This window comes from Roseateles sp., from assembly GCF_965262435.1.
GTDB lineage: Bacteria > Pseudomonadota > Gammaproteobacteria > Burkholderiales > Burkholderiaceae_C > Paucibacter_A.
The window spans coordinates 497,300-513,298 of the sequence record NZ_OZ253537.1 but is presented as its reverse complement, the minus strand read 5'-3'; the positions used below and the strand labels follow the sequence as shown (position 1 = coordinate 513,298).

Annotated in this window: 15 protein-coding genes; 6 read left to right on the top strand and 9 right to left on the bottom strand. The window is 67.1% G+C overall.

Annotation, left to right across the window (positions count from 1 at the left end; all coding sequences use genetic code 11):
- Nucleotides 1-82: 82 nt before the first annotated feature.
- Entirely contained in the window at nt 83-1,723 is a 1,641-nt protein-coding gene (locus tag ACQY39_RS02285) for a diguanylate cyclase (protein ID WP_428503279.1), read from the top strand.
- Nucleotides 1,724-1,831: 108 nt separating this feature from the next.
- Here the strand turns inward: ACQY39_RS02285 and ACQY39_RS02280 are convergent, their stop codons facing one another.
- The 5 genes from ACQY39_RS02280 to ACQY39_RS02260 all read right to left on the bottom strand — a co-directional run bounded on the left by ACQY39_RS02280 (nt 1,832) and on the right by ACQY39_RS02260 (nt 7,553).
- A complete protein-coding gene (locus ACQY39_RS02280; protein ID WP_428503278.1) occupies nt 1,832-2,419 on the bottom strand; it encodes a PEP-CTERM sorting domain-containing protein in 588 nt (195 codons plus the stop codon).
- Nucleotides 2,420-2,456: 37 nt separating this feature from the next.
- Nucleotides 2,457-3,944, bottom strand: a complete 1,488-nt coding sequence (locus ACQY39_RS02275; protein ID WP_428503277.1) for a PhoX family protein — start codon at nt 3,942-3,944, stop codon at nt 2,457-2,459.
- A gap of 118 nt (nt 3,945-4,062) precedes the next feature.
- Nucleotides 4,063-5,235, bottom strand: a complete 1,173-nt coding sequence (locus ACQY39_RS02270; protein ID WP_428503276.1) for a GGDEF domain-containing protein — start codon at nt 5,233-5,235, stop codon at nt 4,063-4,065.
- Nucleotides 5,232-6,425, bottom strand: coding sequence for a GGDEF domain-containing protein (locus ACQY39_RS02265; protein WP_428503275.1), 1,194 nt, complete (start codon nt 6,423-6,425; stop codon nt 5,232-5,234). The genes ACQY39_RS02270 and ACQY39_RS02265 overlap by 4 nt, the downstream gene beginning before the upstream one ends.
- A 117-nt stretch (nt 6,426-6,542) precedes the next feature.
- Entirely contained in the window at nt 6,543-7,553 is a 1,011-nt protein-coding gene (locus ACQY39_RS02260) for a septal ring lytic transglycosylase RlpA family protein (RefSeq protein ID WP_428503274.1), read from the bottom strand.
- 109 nt (nt 7,554-7,662) lie between these two features.
- Here ACQY39_RS02260 and ACQY39_RS02255 point away from each other — a divergent pair, with 109 nt between their 5' ends.
- The 3 genes from ACQY39_RS02255 to ACQY39_RS02245 all read left to right on the top strand — a co-directional run bounded on the left by ACQY39_RS02255 (nt 7,663) and on the right by ACQY39_RS02245 (nt 9,898).
- Complete coding sequence (locus tag ACQY39_RS02255; protein ID WP_428503273.1) at nt 7,663-8,364, top strand: fumarylacetoacetate hydrolase family protein; 702 nt, start codon at nt 7,663-7,665, stop codon at nt 8,362-8,364.
- Between the two features lie 36 nt (nt 8,365-8,400).
- Nucleotides 8,401-9,267 carry a carboxylating nicotinate-nucleotide diphosphorylase gene (gene nadC / locus ACQY39_RS02250; RefSeq protein WP_428503272.1) on the top strand — a complete coding sequence of 289 codons (867 nt, stop codon included), beginning with the start codon at nt 8,401-8,403 and terminating at the stop codon, nt 9,265-9,267.
- A gap of 130 nt (nt 9,268-9,397) precedes the next feature.
- Nucleotides 9,398-9,898, top strand: coding sequence for an FxDxF family PEP-CTERM protein (locus ACQY39_RS02245; protein ID WP_428503271.1), 501 nt, complete (start codon nt 9,398-9,400; stop codon nt 9,896-9,898).
- A 101-nt stretch (nt 9,899-9,999) separates the two neighbouring features.
- On the opposite strand, the gene ACQY39_RS02240 is transcribed toward ACQY39_RS02245, so the two are convergent.
- The 3 genes from ACQY39_RS02240 to ACQY39_RS02230 form a co-directional block, all read right to left on the bottom strand.
- Complete coding sequence (locus ACQY39_RS02240; RefSeq protein ID WP_428503270.1) at nt 10,000-11,550, bottom strand: methyl-accepting chemotaxis protein; 1,551 nt, start codon at nt 11,548-11,550, stop codon at nt 10,000-10,002.
- A gap of 34 nt (nt 11,551-11,584) precedes the next feature.
- The gene (locus ACQY39_RS02235; protein ID WP_428503269.1) at nt 11,585-12,346 is read right to left on the bottom strand and encodes a substrate-binding domain-containing protein; all 762 of its coding nucleotides are present in this window, start codon (nt 12,344-12,346) and stop codon (nt 11,585-11,587) included.
- A 244-nt stretch (nt 12,347-12,590) separates the two neighbouring features.
- Nucleotides 12,591-13,355, bottom strand: a complete 765-nt coding sequence (locus tag ACQY39_RS02230) for a ParA family protein (RefSeq protein ID WP_428503268.1) — start codon at nt 13,353-13,355, stop codon at nt 12,591-12,593.
- Between the two features lie 257 nt (nt 13,356-13,612).
- Here ACQY39_RS02230 and ACQY39_RS02225 point away from each other — a divergent pair, with 257 nt between their 5' ends.
- Both ACQY39_RS02225 and ACQY39_RS02220 read left to right on the top strand, forming a co-directional pair.
- Nucleotides 13,613-14,290, top strand: coding sequence for a lamin tail domain-containing protein (locus ACQY39_RS02225; protein ID WP_428503267.1), 678 nt, complete (start codon nt 13,613-13,615; stop codon nt 14,288-14,290).
- 45 nt (nt 14,291-14,335) lie between these two features.
- A complete protein-coding gene (locus ACQY39_RS02220; protein WP_428503266.1) occupies nt 14,336-15,370 on the top strand; it encodes an SdiA-regulated domain-containing protein in 1,035 nt (344 codons plus the stop codon).
- Between the two features lie 254 nt (nt 15,371-15,624).
- Here ACQY39_RS02220 and ACQY39_RS02215 read toward each other — a convergent pair whose 3' ends face one another.
- Nucleotides 15,625-15,819, bottom strand: coding sequence for a hypothetical protein (locus ACQY39_RS02215; protein ID WP_263518021.1), 195 nt, complete (start codon nt 15,817-15,819; stop codon nt 15,625-15,627).
- Between the last annotated feature and the right edge of the window lie 180 nt (nt 15,820-15,999).

Here is a 15,999-nt window from a genome sequence, read left to right as displayed (position 1 = left end):
AACTCGGCCCGCCGCCCGGCTGAGGGGGCAAAGCCGGGTCGCAGATCGGCTACGCTTGCGCCTCCATTGAATCGAGACGCCCATGCAAGCCGTTCTGCACAGCGACGAGGAAGCCAGCGGTGAAACCTTGACCGCCTGTCTGGAGGTGGCGCGCGCCCAGGCGCAGGCCGATCTCAGCCTGGGCTTTGCCGCCGCCACCCGCGCCTGGGAAATTGCCAGCAGCCAGGGCCAGTTCAGCGAGTACCTGGAAGCTGGCCGCTGGCGCTGCTTCTATCTGTACCGGCGCGGCGAGATGGTCGAGATGCTGAGCGCCGCCCAGCGTTTGATGCCGCAGTTTCGCGAGCAGGGCAACAGCGCCTGTCTGTGCGAGCTGCTGCGCTGGATGGCGTTTTCGGCCGCCGAGCAGGGCGACTTCGAATCGGCCCTGGCCCATGTCAATGAAACCCTGGCGCGGGCCCGAGAGCTGGCTGACCCCAAGCTGGTTGCGCTGGCCCTGAACGCCGTCGGTGCCGTGCTCGAACGCATGGGCGACCCCTGGCAGGCCGAGCGCTTGATGAATGAAGCGGCCGCCCTGGTGGGCGAACAGGCCGGCGCGGCGGAGCGGCTGATCGCCCACAACAACCTCGCCACGGTGGGCCTGAGTCATTTCAAGCTGTTGCGCTACAGCGAGACTGCCGAGCAGCGCCGCGAGGGCATGGATGCGCTCTCTCGCGCCCTGCAGCACACGCAGGCGGCGCGCCCTCATGCCCTGGCGATCGGTGAGCGTTTTGTGCTGGCCATCAGCGACAGCAACCGCGGCGAGATCCTGCTGCACCTGGGCCGCCATGAGGAAGCCGAGGCCGTGCTGCATGAGGTCCTGGCCGATATCGATGCCCATGGTTACCCGGCGCTCGGCTGGCGCGTCCGTTGCTCCCTGGCCGAGCTGCAGCTGGCGCGCGGCGACGCGGCGGCCGCCCAGCAAGCCTTGGCCGCCATCCTGCTGGAATCGGAAGGCCGCGCGCTCAGCGAGCTCCGCATCCGCTTGCACCATGCCGCCTACCGGGCGGCGCAGGCGCAGGGCGACGCCAGTCTGGCGCTGCGCCACCTGGAGCAGCACCTGTCCTTGATGCGAGGCCGCGCCGTCGCTCAGCTGGCCGCCCAGGCCCGCTTCTTTGTCACCCGGGTCGAGGCCGAGCGCTCGCTGGAAGAGCGCCGCCCGGCGACTCAGGGCTTGGCCGAGCCGGCCGAACCTGAAGACGCCTCCTGGCGCGACCCCTTGACCGGCTTGGGCAACCGCCAGTGCATGGCGGCACGCATGCCGGCCCTGGTGCGCGCCGCCGAGTTGACCGCGGCACCGCTGACCCTGGCCCTGATCGATGTCGACCGCTTTACGGCCCTGACCCGTCAGCACGGCCTGGATGTGGGCAACCAGGTGCTACAGGTGCTGGCGCAGATGTTGCGCGACAACACCCGCGCGCGCGACCTGCTGCTGCGCCTGGCCGACGACCAGATTCTGGTCGCCCTGCCGGACACTGTGGCCGACCGTGCGGTCGAGGTCTGTGAGCGCTTGCGCATGGCCGTCGAGCAATACCCCTGGGGTCAGCTGGCCGAAGGCCTGGACGTGACCCTGAGCATCGGCCTGGCCAATGCGCCGCCTTATGCCACCGACCTGCTGGTGGCGCGGGCCGAGAGCGCCATGTACCGGGCCAAGCACCTGGGGCGCAACCGCGTGGCCCTGGCTTGAGCGCCCGACCGGTCACGGTGGTCACCGGGGCCGGCAGGACATCGGCGCGGCCACTGCCCTGCTGGACGTAAGCAGCGCCCGCTGAGCCAGCGAGCGTCTTCAGCGCATTCAGCGCTGGCGGCGGCGTGCGGCCCAGCCGAGCACGGCCAGGCCGGACAGCAGCAGGGCATAGGTCTGCGGCTCCGGCACCGCCACGGTGATGCTGAAGGCATCGCCGACCTGGCGGCCGCTCAGGTCCAGCGACCAGTCTTGGGCGCCGGCTTCGAGCAAGGGGTTGCCGATGTAGAACTGCGTGGTCACGCCGGGGCCGCCGAACTGGGCCCAGATGCTGTCGCCGGCGTGGCCCGAGGCCAGCACCGGCTGGAAGCCGTCGGTGCTCACGGTGCCGGCCGGCGCGGCAAAGCGCACGCCGTTCAGTCGCACGCTGGCGGCCTCAAAGCCCAGGCCCGACAGATTGCTGACCAGGGCGTTGAAGCTCAGCGTCTGGCCTAGGTCTTGGGCTTCGACCAGGAAGTTCAGCGTGATCTGGCCTTGCTTGGAGAAGCTCAGATCAAAGAACAGCTGGCTGGCGCTGGCGAAGCTGGCGTCCACGCTGGCGGTGCCGGTGTTGGCGCTGCTGCCGGTGTAGACGGCGGCATGGGCGTGGCCGGCCAGGGCGAGCAGGGCGGCTGCGGCGATGGAGGAAATCTTGTTCATGGAAGGGTCCTGGGTTCGGTGAATGGGCGGGGCGGCTTCAGAGCGGGCCCTTGCCCCAAGGGCCGGTGATGGCCAGGGTGATGCCGGGGGTCTGGATGTTGACGAAGAGGTAGCGACCGGTCGGGTCGAAGCAGGCGCCGCAGAACTCGGAGCTGCGGCGGTCACCGGCCAGGCTGCTGAGCTTGCCGGCGGCGCTCAGCTGGGCGGCGCTGAGGTTGACGTTGTTCTTGACCAGGATGAAGGTGTCGCCCTCCGGGGTCAGGCTCATCAGGCGGCTGCCGAAGCCGAAGCTGTCGGTGGCGCCACCGCCGTCCTCGCAGATGACGATGCCGCCACGCGGGCTGACGGTCAGGTTGTCACCGGCATCGCCGACCAGCTCAGAGGCGCTGGCGTAGATGCAGACCAGGGTTTGCGTGGCCAGATCGAGTTCCCAGATCGCGCCACGGCCGACATTGCCGCCCGAGGTGTCCATCACATACATCTTGCCGGCGTGGTGCCAGATGCCTTCACCGCGGTTCATGCGCAGCGCGCCCTGTGCCCAGCCTTGCACGAAGGGGCCGGCGCAGTCGTTGATGTTGACGCCGTTCAAGCCCCGGGCGGTGCCGCGGTTCTGGTCGGGGTTGGCGATGTCCACCCACTCCAGCTCATAGCTTTGTTCCAGCTGGGCCGGGGCGATGTTGACGTTGTTCTGACCCTTGACCTTGGCCATTTGCAGGCGGCCGCCTTGGGCCAGGCTGCCCAGGCTGCCCGGCACGACCAAGGGGACGTAGCGGTAGAAGCCGGACTTGCCCGACAGGTCTTCGGTCAGGTAGGCGATGCCCGAGATGGGGTCGATGGCGACCGCCTCGTGGCCAAAGCGGCCCATGCCGACGATGGGCTGGCCGGTGGTCTGGCTGGGGTCGGCGGCGCACTCGAACACATAGCCGTGCTTCTTGCCTTGGGTGCTCATGCTGTCGGAACTGACTTCCTCGCAGCTCAGCCAGGTGCCCCAGGGGGTGGGGCCGCCCGCGCAGTTGGTGCGGGTGCCGCCCAGATTGGCGTCGGTGCGCACCCAGTTGCCGTCACGGAAGACCAGATTGGTGGTGCCGCCGTTGAAGTAGCTGCTGCCGGACATGCCGGTGTCGTACACCGCGGGAGCGCCAAAGTAGCTGGCGTCCGGGCCGGTCGAGACCTCGTGGTTGCGGATCAAAACCAGCTCGGTGCTGCGGCCGACGCGGCGGCTTTGCACCACGGCCATGCCATCGTGGGCGCGTGGCGTGGGCTTGCCATTGCTCATGGCGTCACCGGTCCAGCCATAGCTCTTGTAGCTGAAGCCGGCCGGCAGTTGCAGCAGGGGCAGGCCGGTGCTCAGGTCATTGACCGGGGCGATCGGGCCGTAGGGACTGTCGATCAGCGTGGTGTTGCCGGCGGCCTGGGCCTCGCGGCTGTGCAGGGCGCCGAGGGTGGCGATGAAGGGCAGGGCGGCGGCAGCCGAGGCGCTCTTCAGCAGATGGCGGCGGGAGGGGGCGAATTCTTGTTCGGACATGATGGGTGGCGGCAGTGTGGCGACCGGTTGGTTGAAAGCCCGGCGCATTCTGTTCAGCCATCACGACAAGCCCGTGGAAGCCCTCACAGGTTTTCGTGAGTCATTTGGCCCATGGTCTTCAGTCGTCCAGCGCCTGCACCACATTGCGCCCCTGTGCCTTGGCCCGGTACATGGCGCGGTCGGCGCGGCTGAGCACGTGGTCGGCGCTGGGGTCGGAGGCCTCCGCCTCGGCGATGCCGAAGCTGGCCGTCAAGGGCCAGGCCTTGCCTTGCCAGCTGAACTGGCTTTCTTCGAGGTTCAGGCGCATGCGTTCGGCCACCAGGGCGGCGCCGGCAATGTCGGTCAGGGGCAGCAGCACACAGAACTCCTCACCGCCGAGACGGCCCAGCACATCGACCTCGCGCACGCAGGGCTTGAGCACCTCGACCAGGCGCAGCAGTGCGGCGTCGCCGGCGGCATGGCCGAGGCTGTCGTTGAGCTGCTTGAAACGGTCCATATCGATCATCACCAGGGCATAGGGCTTGCCGCGCTGCAGGCGGGCGTGCTCGGTGTCGATGGCCTCGCTGAGGGCGCGCCGGTTCAGCACATCGGTCAGCGGGTCGTGGCGGGTCAGGCGCTGGATGCGGCGGATCAGCTTGGCCAGGATCAGAAAGGCCATGGTGGCGTTGAGCACCAGATTCATGGCCAGCAAGGACCAGAGCCAGGCGATATTGAAATCGCCCGAGCCCAGGATGTCGGTGTTGTTGCTGGGCAGGAGCAGGGACTCCAGCAGCCGGCCCAGCAGCAAGATGCTGATCAGGAACAGCGGGCCCGAGAGCAGCAAGGACATCTGCACCGACACCCGCGTGCGCAGCGCCCACCAGGTGTCCAGGCTGGCCATCAGGGCCAAGGCGAACAGGCTGGCGAACACGCAGCGGGTTTCCATGCGCATGTCCCCGGTATAGGGGAGCGTGGCCAGCACCGCCGAGCCGATCAGCAGGACCGCCAAGGCGCTGCGCCAGGCCAGCGGCTGCCGCACCAGGGTCGGCAGCACCGTTCGCAGCACCGCCAGCGAAGCAATCGACAGCACGTCCGAGGCCCAGAAGGTGAGCAGGTTCGGCGCTGTGCCGCGCAGTGCGTGCAAGCTCAGCGAGACCGCCAGCAAGGCATTCACCGCTGCCAGCCCGAAGGAGGCGCGCGGCGCCAGCCGGGCGCCTTGCGCCATCACCGCCCAGAACACGCTGGCCACGCCAAACTCCAGCACCGTGGCGGCCAAGAGGGTCAGGGCATCGGTGGGCGTGTTGCTGATCATGGCTTGAGCACCCGGCCCAGGGCAGCGCCGGGCTCGGCGACGCAGATGCGGTCCCGCCCTTCCGACTTGGCCCGGTAGACCAGCCAGTCCGCCAGCGCCAGGCTGTGTTCGCCCTGCGGGTCGCCACTTTGGCAGGGCGCCACGCCGAAGCTGGCGCTCAACTTCAGGGGCTGCTCGCGCCAGATCAGAGGGCTTCGTCGCAAGGCCTCGCACATGCGCTGCGCCACCCGGCTGGCGTCGGCCAGGGAGGTGTGCGGCAGCAGCACGCAGAACTCCTCGCCACCGAGGCGGCCGAGGCGGTCGAGATCGCGCATATTGGCGCGCAGCACGCACACCAGATGCAGCAGGGCGGCATCGCCGGCGGCGTGACCCAGGCTGTCGTTGATGCGCTTGAAGTGATCGACATCGAGCACCACCAGGCAGTGACTCTGGCCCCGCTCGGCCTGGGCCTGCAGGGTCTGCAATTCGCTGCCCAGGGCGCGCCGGTTCAGGGCATCGGTCAGCGGGTCACGCAAGGTCATGTATTGGATGCGGTCGATCAGCCGCGTCACGACGATGCCGACCAAGCCGATGCCGATGGCCAGGGTCATCAGCAGATAGGCCCAGGCCAGCCAGGCGCTGGCGTGGTCGCCTTGCACAAAGAAGGGTCGCTGCTCGTTCATCCACAGCAGCGAGGCGCTGCGACCCAGCAGCATGGCCGCCAGCAGCAGATAGGGCAGCAGCAGAAAGCGCCGGACCCCGTCGGTCAGGGTGGCGCGGCCGCCGGTGTGCACGTCTTTCGCGGCCAGCAAGGTCAGCAAACCCATGCCGGCCGAAGTGGCGGCCAGGGCCGCGGCGCTGCGGCCGCTGGCGTTACCGGCCAGCATGGCCAAGGCGGCCAGGCCAGCGACGCTGCCAATGTCCAGCCAGCGCATGCGCAGCCGCATCATGCGGCGTATGCCCAGGGCCATCAGGCTGAAGCCGAGCAGGCTCAGCAGCTTCTGCAACCAGCCCTGCAGCAAGGCCGGCCACCAAGCCTGGCAATCGAGGCAGAGCAGGGCCGGAATGATGGCGAAATAGGCCGCCGCCAGCAGCAGGGCCGCGGTCGGGGCGATGCGGAACACCCGCGACATGATCAGCCAGACCAGTGCCATGAAGCCGTGGAAGGCGGCACTCACTTGCAGCAGGGTATTGGCATCGAACAGCGACATCGACAGCTCAGAACGGCAAGTGAGGGGCAGCAGGCATGGCCTGCCTCATGATCGCTGAGCCCCGCGGCCGACACAATGGCCCGGCCGTCGAAACTGTGGCCGATTCGCCCGCCTGTTTCAGCGTCGCTCGACCACGACCGCCTTCAGGTCGCGAGCAGCCCTGAGCTGCTCGGCGGTTTGGCGGGCGTCCTCGCGCGAGGCATAGGGGCCAGCCTGCAGGCGGTGCAGGCCGCTGTCCTTGAAGACCGCCAGCAGGGGCGCCAGCCAGCCCAGCTCCGCCAACAAATCGCGGCGCATGGCCTCGGCGCCGTCCAGGCGCGAGAAGGCACCGAGCTGCACCCAGAAACCGCGCGCGGCGGCTTTGGGGGCCGGCGGCAGTGGCGCTTCCGCCGCAGGCGGGCTGGCCCGGGCAATTTGCTGGGTGGTTTCCTGGGTTGCGGCACCGGCCGCGCCGGCCGCGGCGTAGACCGGTTCCTGGTCGGGCAGCGCGGGCGCATCGGGTTGGCGCTGGCGCAGCCAAGCGCCGCTGCGGATGTCTTCGAAAGTGATGCGCTCCACTTCGACCGGGCTCACCCCGCGCAGGATGTCGAGCTTGAGCGCGGCCGTGTAGCTGAGGTCGATGATGCGGCCGCGGTGAAAGGGGCCGCGGTCGTTGATGCGCACCAGCACTTCGCGGCCATTGGCCGGATTGCGCACCCGGGCATAGCCGGGGATGGGCATGGTCGCGTGGGCGCCGGTCATGGCGTACATGTTGTAGATCTCGCCGCTGGAGGTGGGCTTGCCGTGGAATTTCTTGCCATACCAGGAGGCCAGGCCGCGTTCGACCAGGGGCAGGTCTTCGGTCATGGGCTCGTAGCGCTGGCCGAAGACCTCGTAGGGCTTGTTGGGCCCGCCCTTGCGGATGGCCTCCAGCTTGGGCGTGGCATCGGGCACCTGGGCCAAGCCGGGCGGGATGATGGCTTCTGGGCCATCTCGTTCGATGCCGCTGGGTGCCGGAGTGGCGCGGGGCTTGGGCTCGCCGGTGCCGGACGGGCCGCTGGCGCAGCCGAACAGGCTGGCCAGGCTGCAGGCGGAGAGGAGGTGAAGGAATGCAGAAGGACGCGTTGGCGCGGAGGGGCGGATCGACATGGCCGCCACCCTACACACCGGCGACCGGATTGCCAAGTGCGCAGCAGCGCCGGGGCTCCGCCCGGTCGTATGCTTGGCAACCTCACAAGGCAATGCAGGACCTCCCGACATGAGCTTCAGCTACATCTTCCCCCCGGCCGAACAGCCCAGCGTGGCGGTGCGCGGCAGCAGCGCGCGCTATGCCGTCAGCCGCATCTTCTGCGTCGGCCGCAACTACGCCGCCCATGCGCGCGAGATGGGCTCGGACCCCGACCGCGAGCCGCCCTTCTACTTCAGCAAGCCGGCCAGCGCCCTGGTACCTTCGGGCTCCACCGTGCCCTATCCGCCCGGCACGCAGAACTACCACTATGAGATGGAGCTGGTGATCGCCATTGGTGCACCGGTGTTCAAGGTCACGCCGGAAGTGGCGCGCGCCGCCGTGTGGGCCTATGCCGCCGGCCTGGACATGACGCGCCGCGACCTGCAGGCCGAGGCCAAGGCCAACGGCCGGCCCTGGGACACGGCCAAGGGCTTTGAGCAATCGGCCGTCATCACCGAGCTGGTGCGCGTCAGCGACACCGGCGTGCTGCAAGCGGGCGCCATCACCCTGGCCGTCAACGGCGTGCAGAAGCAGCGCGGCGACATCGCCGACATGATCTGGAGCGTGCCCGAGATCGTCGCCAACCTCTCGCAGTACTACCACCTGCAGCCGGGCGACCTGATATACACCGGCACGCCGGACGGCGTCGGTGCCGTGCGGCCCGGCGATGAGATCAGCGGCCATATCGACGGCCTGCCGGCCCTGAGCCTGCGCATCGGTGAGCCCGACTAGACTCTCGGTCTTTGTTTTTGCCGGAAGCCGCCCGCCATGTTTGACCACAACGAAACCCTGGACCAAGCCCGCCAGCGCAATGTGCGCGACGCCCTGTTCGAGGATGTCGGCGTGTGCGACTGGACGGCCCAGCTGGTGCCGGCCGGCCGCCGGGTCAAAGCCCATGTGCGGGTGCGTGAGGACGCGGTGCTGTGCGGCCGCGATTGGTTCGAGGCGGTGTTTGCCGCCCTCGACCCGAGCAGCCGCATCGACTGGCTGTACGAAGAAGGCGCGCGCATGGCCGCCGACACCCGGGTGTGCCAGATTGAGGCAGACGGCCGCTTGCTGCTGACGGCTGAGCGCCCGGCGCTGAACTTTCTGCAACTGCTCTCGGCCACTGCCACGCTGACCCGCGCCCATGTCGACGCCATCACCGGCGCCAGCAGCAACCCGGGCGGCTGCGTGGTGCTGGACACGCGCAAGACCCTCCCCGGCCTGCGCCTGGCACAGAAGTACGCGGTGCGCGTGGGCGGCGGTGCCAACCAGCGCCTGGCGCTGTACCACGGCATCCTGATCAAGGAAAACCACATCGCCGCGGCCGGCGGTGTGTCGGAGGCCTTGCGTGCCGCCCAGGCGCTGAACGCAGGCGTGGACATCCAGATCGAGGTCGAATCCCTGGCTGAATTGCAGGAGGCCTTGGCCGCCGGCGCCGTCAGCGTGTTGCTGGACAATTTCAGCGAGGCCGAGATGATCGAAGCGGTGCGCCTCAATGCCGGCCGGGCCCTGCTCGAGGTCTCAGGCGGCGTGGCCCTGGATCAGCTGCGCTGGATCGCCGCCACCGGTGTGGACCGCATCTCGATCGGCCGCCTGACCAAGGATGTCCGTGCGATCGACTATTCGATGCGGGTGGACGGCCCCGTCTGATGGGCGCTTCGGCCCCGTGTTTTCCCAGCCCCCCCGTTTTCGCGAAGCAATTTGTCACAGGTCTGCGCTATTCTTGAACTCAATCGTGGGTGCTCACACGAACGCCTCGCTTTCGTTGAAGGACATTGACATGAAATTCTCGACCTTGACCGTCGCGGCCGCTTTGGTGGTGGCCGGTGGGGCTGCACAAGCCGCTGTCTACAACCTCGGCGACATCACAGCCACCGGCGCGCTACAAAACTCAGCATCCATTTCCAACGGCGTCAGTTTCAGCGACACCTGGAATTTCACGCTCAGCACCTACAGCGATGCGGCCGTGCTGATCAGCGCCAACTTCTCCCGCCCCGAGTTCGCCTTCACCAACTTCCAGGCCACCATCAGCGGCGGCAACTTCCCCGCCCCCGAGGCCCTGAACCTGACGGCTGGCAATTCGTTCCAAATCCTAGAAGGTGCCGGTGAGGCCGTCGCCGGCAACTACACCATCACCGTCAGCGGCATCGCCAACCGCAACAACAGCTTCTACACCTTCAACGTCGACGTCAGCCCGGTGCCGGAACCCAGCAGCTATGCCTTGCTGATGGCGGGCCTGGGCGTGGTCGGTTTCATGGCGAGGCGCAGTCGCAAGGTCTGAGCCCGGTCTGGGCCATGCCGCTTGCCGGCGGGGCCAGTGCTAAGAAAAGGAAAAGCGGGCAGAGCCCGCTTTTTTCATGTCCGAACTTCTCCCGAGCCGGCTCAGGCGAAGCGGAACACCGCCACCGATTGCGCCAGCTTCTCGGCATGGAACTTGAGGCTTTCGGCCGCGGCCGCGGTCTGTTCGACCAGGGCTGCGTTCTGCTGCGTGCCGGCGTCGATGCTGGACACGGAGGCGTTGATCTGGGAGATGTCCCGGCTCTGGGTTTCGGCCGCCTGGGTGACCTGGGCGATGCGGGCCGAGACCTGGCGGACCTCGTCGACGATGCGTTCCATGGATGCACCGGCTTCGTTGACCAGGCGGTTGCCCACCTCGACCCGTTCGACCGAGTTGTTGATCATGGATTTGATCTCGCGCGCGGCCTGGGTGCTGCGCTGGGCCAACTGCCTCACCTCGCTGGCCACCACGGCAAAGCCCCGCCCCTGTTCCCCCGCGCGGGCCGCCTCGACCGCGGCATTGAGTGCCAGGATATTGGTCTGAAAGGCAATGCCGTCGATGACGCCGATGATCTCGGCGATCTTGTGGCTGGCGCCGGCGATCTCGTTCATGGTGTGCACAACCTGCTGCACATGCTGGCCACCTTGCTCGGCCACGCTGCGCGCCGAGTCGGCCATTTGAGTGGCGGAACGTGAGTGCTCGGCCGCCTCGCGGATGGAGCCGGTCATCTGCTCCATGGCCGCGGCAGTCTGCTGCAGCGAGGAGGACTGTTGCTCGGTGCGGCCACTGAGGCTTTGGTTGCCGGCGCTGATCTCCTGCGCCGCCAGGCTCATGCTTTGCACCGCTTGGGCGATGCCGCTGGCCAGCTGCGCCAGCGACAGGCGGGTGTGCTCCAGCTTGTCCATCACGCTGCCCGGCCGGCCCTGCAGCGGCACGCTGAAGTCACCCTGGGCCAGGGCTTGGCAGACCCGCATCAGCTCCTGCGGTTCGGCGCCAAGCTGGCGGCTGATGCGGCGTGCCACCCAGAGGCTGATGGCGATCGAGGCGCTGGCCAGCAGCAGCAGGCCGAGGACGATGCCGGCCCGCGACTGCCGGGCCTCGCGGATGGCGGCTTCGGCCTGGGCCCGCATCTGCTGCGCTTCCTGGTTGACCAGCTGGCGCTGCTGCGCCGTGACCTGGTTCAGGGCCAGTTGCGCCGGCCGGACCTTTTCGACCACCAGTGCTTTGACGTCGTCAAAGCGGCCTTCGTCGATCATGCCGGGCAGCTGGCGCGTCAGCGCCTCCATGGCGGCCGTGCCAGCCTTGAGCTGGGCCCATTGGGCTGCCTGCTCGGGCGTCCACGGGCTTTGGTCCAGCTGCGCGGCCAATGCTCCCAGTGCGTCGGCCTGGGCTTTCAGCTCGGCCTGCAGCTGGGCTTGGACCTTGATGTCCTCGTTGATGGCCAGGTCGCGCACGGTGATGGCGCGGCCCAGGTTGTTGGCCTCAAGACTGGACACCGAGGCCAATTTCGCCACCAGGTCTTGGGTGGCCGCTTGCAGCTGTTCGCTGAGGGCGTGCACCTGCCACAAGGCCACGCCTGCCAGAGCCGACAGGCTCAGGATGACGGCGGCGAAGGCGGCGAGCAGCGTGCGTTGGATCGTGATCTCTTTTTTCATTTGAACTCCCTGGATCCGAACGGGCTGCGGGGCGCTATTGCAGGAACAGCTTTTTGGCCTCCGTGCTGAGCAGGTAGTCGAGTACTTTGCGCACCTCCGGTGTGGGCTCACCGACCGTCACCAGCCCCAGGGGGCGCGACACCGCTGGCGCCTTCAATTCCTTGATCTTGCCCTTGGCCGATTCGGCCGTGCCCGAGCCGACATAGCCGATGGCGGCCTTGTCGCGCGCCACCTCGGCCAGTTCGGCGGCGCTGGTGCGAAGCTCTTTGGCGCCGCTGGCGAAGGCCTGGCCAGCCAGCAGCTGCTTTTCCAGCACGCCGCGCGTGCCCGAGCCGGGCGCGCCGGTCACGACCAGCACGGCCAGGTCGGGGCCGCCGACCTCTTTCCAGTTCTGCAGCTTGCCGCTGAGCAGGCCGCGCAGCTGTTCGCGGCTCAGCTCCTTCACCGGGTTGTCGTTGTGAACAATGGGCACGAGCTGATCGGTCAGCAGGGTGTGCAGCTTCAGGCCCGCGGGCGCGGCCACGCTGCCGGCCTTTTTGGCGTCGTCTACGGCCTCGTCCAGCGAGGCCGACACGGCCGCCACCTTGACCTTGCCGTCGAACAGCATCTGCATGCCTTTGCCGGTGCCCACCGACAGCATCTTCAGTTCGATGCCTGTGGCCTCACGCAGCTTGGCCTGGCTGGGCTCGACGATGGACTTGGCCACGGTGGACGAGCCGGCGACTTCCAGCACCTGTGCTCTTGCGGGCGAGAGCGAGAGGAAGAGCGCGACAGGCAGGGCGGATGCCAGGCGCATGCCCAGCTTGAGTTGGAGTGCAGACAGAATGCAAAGTCCTCAGAGTGGGGCAAACTATGGGCGCAGGCCGGGGCGGCGAGGCATGCGCTAAGGCACCCTGACCACGACCTGCGGTCCATTCTTTGGACGCTCTGTGACACAACCGTGACAGCCGCTGGCGCGCGGTCACGATTTCCTTGCTTTTGAAGCCTGGGGCTGTGTTTTCAGCCCGGTTCCCGCTCTCGGATCCTTGCTATCGGTCGCTTCAGGACAGGCCGGCGTACAGCTCGGCGAATTCCAGCGTCAGCTTGTGACGCGGGTCCAGGTGCACCATGGGGCGCGAGAGTTCATGCGACTCCTTGATCTTGACACTCGCGCTCAAGTAAGGCGTTAGCACCGGCAGGCCTTCGTCGATCAAGGATTGCACCGTGCGCTGGGGCAGGGCGGCGCGGGCTTGGAATTGGTTGACGACGATGCCCTCGACCTGCAACTCGCGGTTGTGGTCGGCCTGGATTTCCTTGACGTTGTCGAGCAGCTCATAGAGCGCGCGGCGCGAGAACTCGTCGCAGTCGAAGGGGATCAGGCAGCTCTGGGCCGCGATCAGGGCCGAGCGGGTGTAGAAGTTCAGCGAAGGCGGGGTGTCGATCCAGATCTCGTCATAGTCCTCGCTCAGCTCGGCCAGGGCGTCGCGCAGCTTGTAGATCTTGTAGCGGCTCTCGAGCTTGCTGTGCAGCTCGTCCAGCAGCGAGCTGGCCGGCATCAGGTGCAGGTTCTCCCAGGGCGTGGCGACGATGAAGTCGCTGGTCTTGGGCGCGCGAACGCTGAATTTGAGCGTGGTCTCGAAGAACTCGGCCGCGCCGGCGTGTTCCTCGTCGGCGGCGTCGCCGATCAGGTAGCGGCTGGAATTGGCCTGTCGGTCCAGGTCCACCAGCAGGGTGCGCCGGCCTTGGTGCGCGGCCATGGCGGCCAGATTGGCGGTGATGGTCGACTTTCCGACTCCGCCCTTTTGATTGAACACAACACGGCGCATGCACGACCCCTTGCTTGTTGGCAGTGGGCATATTGTGCACTGCAGCAATGCCTGGCAGTCCGCCGGTGATTCATGGAGGCCGCAACGCCCGGCCCCCCGCATTCGAGTGGGTCAAAGCGCCACCGGGGGGCCTACACCGGCTTGTCACATCAAGCTGTCACAGGGCCTGAACACACTGGCGCCGCGCCCAGGGACACCGGCCCTGCAGGTGCCGCCGGCCCCGCATCTGGGCCTCACTCCACTTCAGAAGGCAGATCATGAATTCCATCCGTCGTTTCTCCGCGCTCGGCACGGCAGTCGCCTTGCTGGCCCTCAGTGCCGCTCCGGCCATGGCCCAACTCAAGATCACCGAGGTCTCGGCCTGGGCTAGCGGCAACTCCGCCTATGGCGCCGACTGGTTCGAACTGACGAACCTGGGCAATAGCGCGCTGAGCTTGGTCGGCTGGACCATGGACGACAACTCCAACGGCACGGCCAAGGTGGCGCTGACTGGCATCACCAGCATCGCCGCGGGCGAGTCAGTGATCTTCACCGAGAAGGATGTGAGCGCCAGTTTCCTGAGCACCTGGTTTGGCGCCAATGCCCCCGTCGGCCTGCAGATTGGCTTGTACAAAGGTGCCGGCGTGGGCCTGAGCACCGGTGGCGATGCGGTCAACATCTTCAATGCCAGCGGCGTGCTGCAAGCCCGGGTGGCGTTCGGTGCATCGGGCACCACGGCGCCGCTGCAGACCTTCGACAACGCAGCCGGCCTGAACAACAGCACCATCAGCCAACTCAGCGCGGTCGGCGTCAACGGCGCCTTCCTCTCCGCTGATGGTCAGGAAATTGGCTCGCCCGGCCTGATCGCCGCTGCCGTGCCGGAACCCGAAAGCTATGCCTTGATGCTGGCCGGTCTGGGCTTGCTGGCCGCCGGCGCACGCAAGCGCTCGCGTTGATCGTCGGCACGCCGCGCCCCTTCACTTTTCGGATCCCGACTTTTCATGAAGATCAAACAACTGCTCCTCGCCATGCTCGCCGCTGCTTGCGGCCTGGCCCAGGCTGGCAACAGCCTCAATCTCGCTAACTACCAGTTCAAAGCCAGCTATGCGCTGGACCTGCTCGGTGGCACGACAGCCGGCCAGATTTCCGGCTTGGAAGCTTCGGCCGTCAGCTATGCCCGCGACCGCGGCACCTTGTTCTATGTCGGTGACGAAGGCACCGGCGTGGTCGAGATCTCGCTGACCGGCCAGACCCTGGGCAAGATGGCTTTCAATTGGAGCGGCACCGGCAGCACCAAGCACGACACCGAAGGCCTGGCCTATCTGGGCGGCGGCGTGCTGGCTCTGAGCGAAGAGCGGCTGCAAGATGTCTACCGCTTCAGCTTTGTCGATGGCGGCAGAGCCCAGCTGAAAAGCGCCTTTGTCTCGATCGCCAACAACGCGGTCGGCAACAACGGCATTGAAGGCCTGGCCTATGACGCCCGCAATGGCGGCAGCTTCATCACCGTCAAACAGCAGGAGCCGCAAAATGTTCTGGCCGGCAGCCTGAGCTTCGCCGCCGCCACAGGCAACCCGCCGTCCACTTCGGGCCATGGCTCCACTCCGCCGGGCGGTGGTGTGGCCGCCATGAGCAGCCTGTTCAACCCGAGCAGCTTGGGCCTGAGCACGCTGTCGGATGTGGCCAGCCTTTCGGGCGTGGACAGCTTGGTCGGCACGGCCGGTGCCGACAACCTGCTGCTGCTGAGCCTGGGCTCACGCAAGCTGGTCGAGGTCAACCGTCAGGGTCAGGTCTTGAGCAGCTTCGATCTCAGCAATGTGTTGCCGAACAACGGCATTGAGGGTGTGACCATTGACGAGAAGGGCACCATCTACCTGGTCGCCGAGCAGGACCAGAGCGGCTTGGCCCTGCCCGGCGTCAAGTCTCAACTGATCGTGCTGTCAGCCATGGCGCCCGTGCCAGAGCCGAGCAGCTACGCTTTGATGGCCTTGGGCCTGGTGGGCTTGCTGGGCGCGGTCAAGCGTCGTCGCGACGCTTGATGCCTTGATGTGAAGTGAACGGGGTGCTGCGGGAGCAGCGCCCCGGAATGCGCCGTCCCAGAGTTTGCGAATTTTTGTAGCGAGCGGCTGTCAGCCTAGGCGGACGGAGCGCAGGAACCGGAACGTACTTTCTGTACGTGAGGATTCCGACAACGAAGTTGCGGCGAGACTCATATTCGCAGAGCGAATGTGATGTCGGAGCCAACACCGGACCAACGACGGATGGCAGTCGCGCAGTAAGAAAGCGCGAACTCTCAGATTCGGTAGCCGATCCAGGCCAGGGCGGTGCTTCCTGCGCCGATGAACAAGGCCGCGGCCACCCACAGCGATCTCAGCACCCGGCGCGGCCGGCGCTCCGACGCACTCCAGACGGGCAGGTCGGGCAGGTCTTCGGCAAAGGCCTCGCTGCGGTAGAGAAAACTGGGGGCGGTGGGACCGCTGGTGTTCATGGCTGGCTCCTGGCTTCAGCGTCGCTGGGGTGGTGTGGACTCAAATATCGCCGCTGGTGGCTGGTCTGCCATTCCTCATGCGGGTTTGATTTGTTTCAAAACTTGTCAAACTGCACGCCTTGCTGATGTGCCGCGGCCCGGTCGGAGGCAAGACCTGCCCCCCAAAGGGGCGCCAACTGC